Here is a 2,809-nt window from a genome sequence, read left to right as displayed (position 1 = left end):
AGAAAAGCGCGCGGAGGACGTTACGAATCAGCTAGAAGTCAACGCGCCTGGCGGCGAGTCTGCCCAAGCCAATAGACGGAAATCAAACGAAAACCCTTGTTTGGTTTTGAAAGGGTTTTTTGATGGCTTTAGCTTGGAGACGCGTGATCTCGGACTTGAAGCTCCCCCGTAAGTTGGCAATACTTCCAGGGCGACATGGTATAGAGCGCAGAGAGGCTCCCCGAGCATCGCAGTAGCTCGACATGGGCTTAAAACCCCGCAGCTTCTCGCAGTCGCCGGCGAGCTACTGTCCCGAGGGGCTGGCGGGTGTCCCGGAATCGACGTGCAACCTCGCCAAGATCCACCAAGACAGCATGATCGCCTGGCAGTGCCTTGGGCTGTTTTCCGTCCTGTCAGGCGAAATGCCGGTTGCATGAGGTCTAATTTTTTATCTGGACAAATGTCTAGACATTGCCTAGAGTAGTGGCTACTCATCCTACTACCCCGTATCGCGACGCTGATGAACGCCGTACGAGACATCAAGATCAATCCGCAAAAGATCCGCCAGTCCCTGCATCTCTCCCGTGAGGCGATGGGCCGGATATTGCGGGTGAGCGCCAAGACCTTGGAGCGCTGGGAAAAGCAGGATGGCGTGCGGAACCCGGACGCGATCAAGGATCTCGCTAAGATCCGGGAGATCAGCGAACTCGCCAGCCTGGTTTACACGCCTGAAGGCGTCGAGACCTTCCTCGCGACCCCGCTGCCGGAATTCCAAGGGCGAACCGCCCTTGACCTGATGAGCTTGCGGGAATACGACACCGTCATCGCGGCACTCGCCGCAGACGTCGAAGGACTCGGCTATTAACCCGCCCCTTGATCCAATCGCATCTCAAAGCCTGGCAAGGCACCGCCTATCGCCACCTGCCGCAAGGACCGCTGGATCCGCTGGACTTCAGCCGAGCGGGACTCGCTCGCGATAATCGCTGGAATATCCAAGGGGAGCCGACGCTATATTTGGCTCGCCATAAACATGTGGCACTGGCGGAAATGGCCCGCCATATCACCGAAGACCGTTCGCCTGTGTTAGCGCGGCAGGTCAAGCGCCGCCAGGTTTACCGCTTCGATCTCGCCTTCCACGCGACGTTGGATCTGACCCATCCCGAAGTGCTCGCCGCCTTATCGATCACCGACGCCCCACAGTGTTTTATCGACAAGTCCGTAGCTCGGGCCACGGCTGAGTTTGTCAGAAAACTCACGCCGGCCGAAGCCATTTTCGTTCCTTCACTGGCCTTTCTCGATCGCCCGGAAAACTGGGTACTGGTGGTCTTCCTGGAAAAACTTTCCGCAAATCCGGGCTTCATTTCGTCCGTGACGCCGGATGGTTCTTTTTCGATCGAGTAATGTCGGCCTGCTGCCTGGACGCACAACAGACAAAACCAGACTTCCGTCGAAGCGCGACAACGTGCAGCAATGGCGTGGGCCGCGGTTCGCGCCGATTTTCAAGGCCGATGCCAATGCCCACTCGGCCTATGTGCTGGACCTGGAATACGACACGGGTCAGCGGCGCCCGACAACCATCCATCAAGTCCCCTTCTCTGCGGGTAAGAGCCAAGCCGGCAAGAGCCAGTTCCGGGCAAACTCCCCGCCGACATTCTGAACAAATAGCGCCTCGATGACGAGGAGCCAGGCTACGGCTCGCCAGCGGAGCGCCAATACCGCCCGCCGTTTCGCTTCCGGCCAGCGCCACCGCCGCGCCGCGCCATCCATCCACCGCGGCCACCCGCCGATCAGGATCAGAAACACCAGCAATCGCCAAGCGGCGAGATACGGCTTCGCCGCATCGAGCGCGCGCTCGACCGCCGGCAGGCCCGCTTGATACGCCCAAAGCCCCAGGACCAGGCCGACCAGCATCATCAGGGCGGCCAGCAGCGCGAGACCCAGCCCGAGCGTGGGCAGTAAGCGCCGCGCACTCATTTGCGTACCGCGCCGCCCGGCTCGATCGGCTTCCGGTCATTAGCGGCGGGCGCCTGCGTATCGCACCCGATTCGCCCCGCCCTTCGCGAAGCTCGATCAAGGTCGCGGAAGTCTGCGCGAACAGCTCCCGGCGGATCCGCGTCTCGAACAACATGGCGTCGATGTCCTTATCCAGGGCCGCGAGCATGCGTTCAATATCGGCATGCGCCGGGGAGGCGTAAATGTTCGGCTCCATCCGCCCGGACAAAATCAGGCGCCGCAAGAGAAGCGCCTTTTCGAGATTTCGGGCGACGGCGGCTTCGTTCGCCAGTTTGTGAACCGCCATCCCCTGTTCCTGAGGCGTCGATAGACGGCGTATGCCGTCGATGACCTCGCGCGTCAGCAGCGTTCCTGGCGGCGAGAGCCTGGCCAGCGTGTCCGCCTCCGGCGCCGTCGTGCCGGTGACGATCTTCATCAAGTCTCCGAGAAGTTCCCGGGTCTCCTGCTCGATCTTGGGGGCAAGGCCGTGGCCGGGGGTCGCGGTTCGGGCCGTGTCCCTGTCGGTCCGGACGGCCACGTCGCCGAGGACATACTGGGCGTAGGCGGCCGCCTCGTCCGGACTCGGCCAGACCTTGGCGAGAGGTGGCGGCGAGGGACTCACCACCGCGCCGGTGTCGGTCACCGGGCGGCCCAGCTCGATGTTGTAGCCGGCCCGCACGGTGTCGGCGGTGACCCGGATCGGTGCCTGCCCCGCCCCGCCCGCGCGCTGGCCGCCGATCCAGGGAACGCCGTTTTTACCGGCATTTGTCTCCACCGTATCCTTCGCGGTTTTTACATCCACCGAGGACGAATTCAGACCGCCGGTCCCCATTTGCAT

Annotated in this window: 3 protein-coding genes and 1 pseudogene; 3 read left to right on the top strand and 1 reads right to left on the bottom strand. The window is 62.2% G+C overall.

The features are described 5' to 3' along the window. Window positions 1-242 precede the first annotated feature (242 nt). The 3 genes from ABJK70_RS23095 (at window position 243) to ABJK70_RS23085 (ending at window position 1,380) form a co-directional block, all read left to right on the top strand. Window positions 243-416, top strand: a complete 174-nt coding sequence (locus ABJK70_RS23095; RefSeq protein ID WP_168183689.1) for a hypothetical protein — start codon at window positions 243-245, stop codon at window positions 414-416. An 83-nt stretch (window positions 417-499) separates the two neighbouring features. Continuing rightward, window positions 500-844 (top strand): helix-turn-helix transcriptional regulator, encoded by a 345-nt coding sequence (locus tag ABJK70_RS23090; RefSeq protein ID WP_086132883.1) that lies wholly within the window; start codon window positions 500-502, stop codon window positions 842-844. A gap of 8 nt (window positions 845-852) precedes the next feature. Beyond that, window positions 853-1,380: an RES family NAD+ phosphorylase gene (locus ABJK70_RS23085; RefSeq protein WP_205780942.1), complete on the top strand. Its 528-nt coding sequence runs from the start codon at window positions 853-855 to the stop codon at window positions 1,378-1,380. Here the strand turns inward: ABJK70_RS23085 and ABJK70_RS23080 are convergent. Continuing rightward, a pseudogene (locus ABJK70_RS23080) lies at window positions 1,337-2,809 on the bottom strand (hypothetical protein); the annotation flags it as partial. The gene ABJK70_RS23085 and the pseudogene ABJK70_RS23080 overlap by 44 nt on opposite strands.

It is taken from the genome of Methylocaldum sp. (genome assembly GCF_039794385.1).
Taxonomy (GTDB): domain Bacteria; phylum Pseudomonadota; class Gammaproteobacteria; order Methylococcales; family Methylococcaceae; genus Methylocaldum.
This window is presented reverse-complemented; position numbering and strand designations above follow the sequence as displayed.

What these genes read in the sequence shown, in the direction of transcription:
- ABJK70_RS23095 (WP_168183689.1), top strand. Translation starts at nt 243, where the DNA reads ATGGGCTTAAAACCCCGCAGCTTCTCGCAGTCGCCGGCGAGCTACTGT.
- ABJK70_RS23090 (WP_086132883.1), top strand. Translation starts at nt 500, where the DNA reads ATGAACGCCGTACGAGACATCAAGATCAATCCGCAAAAGATCCGCCAG.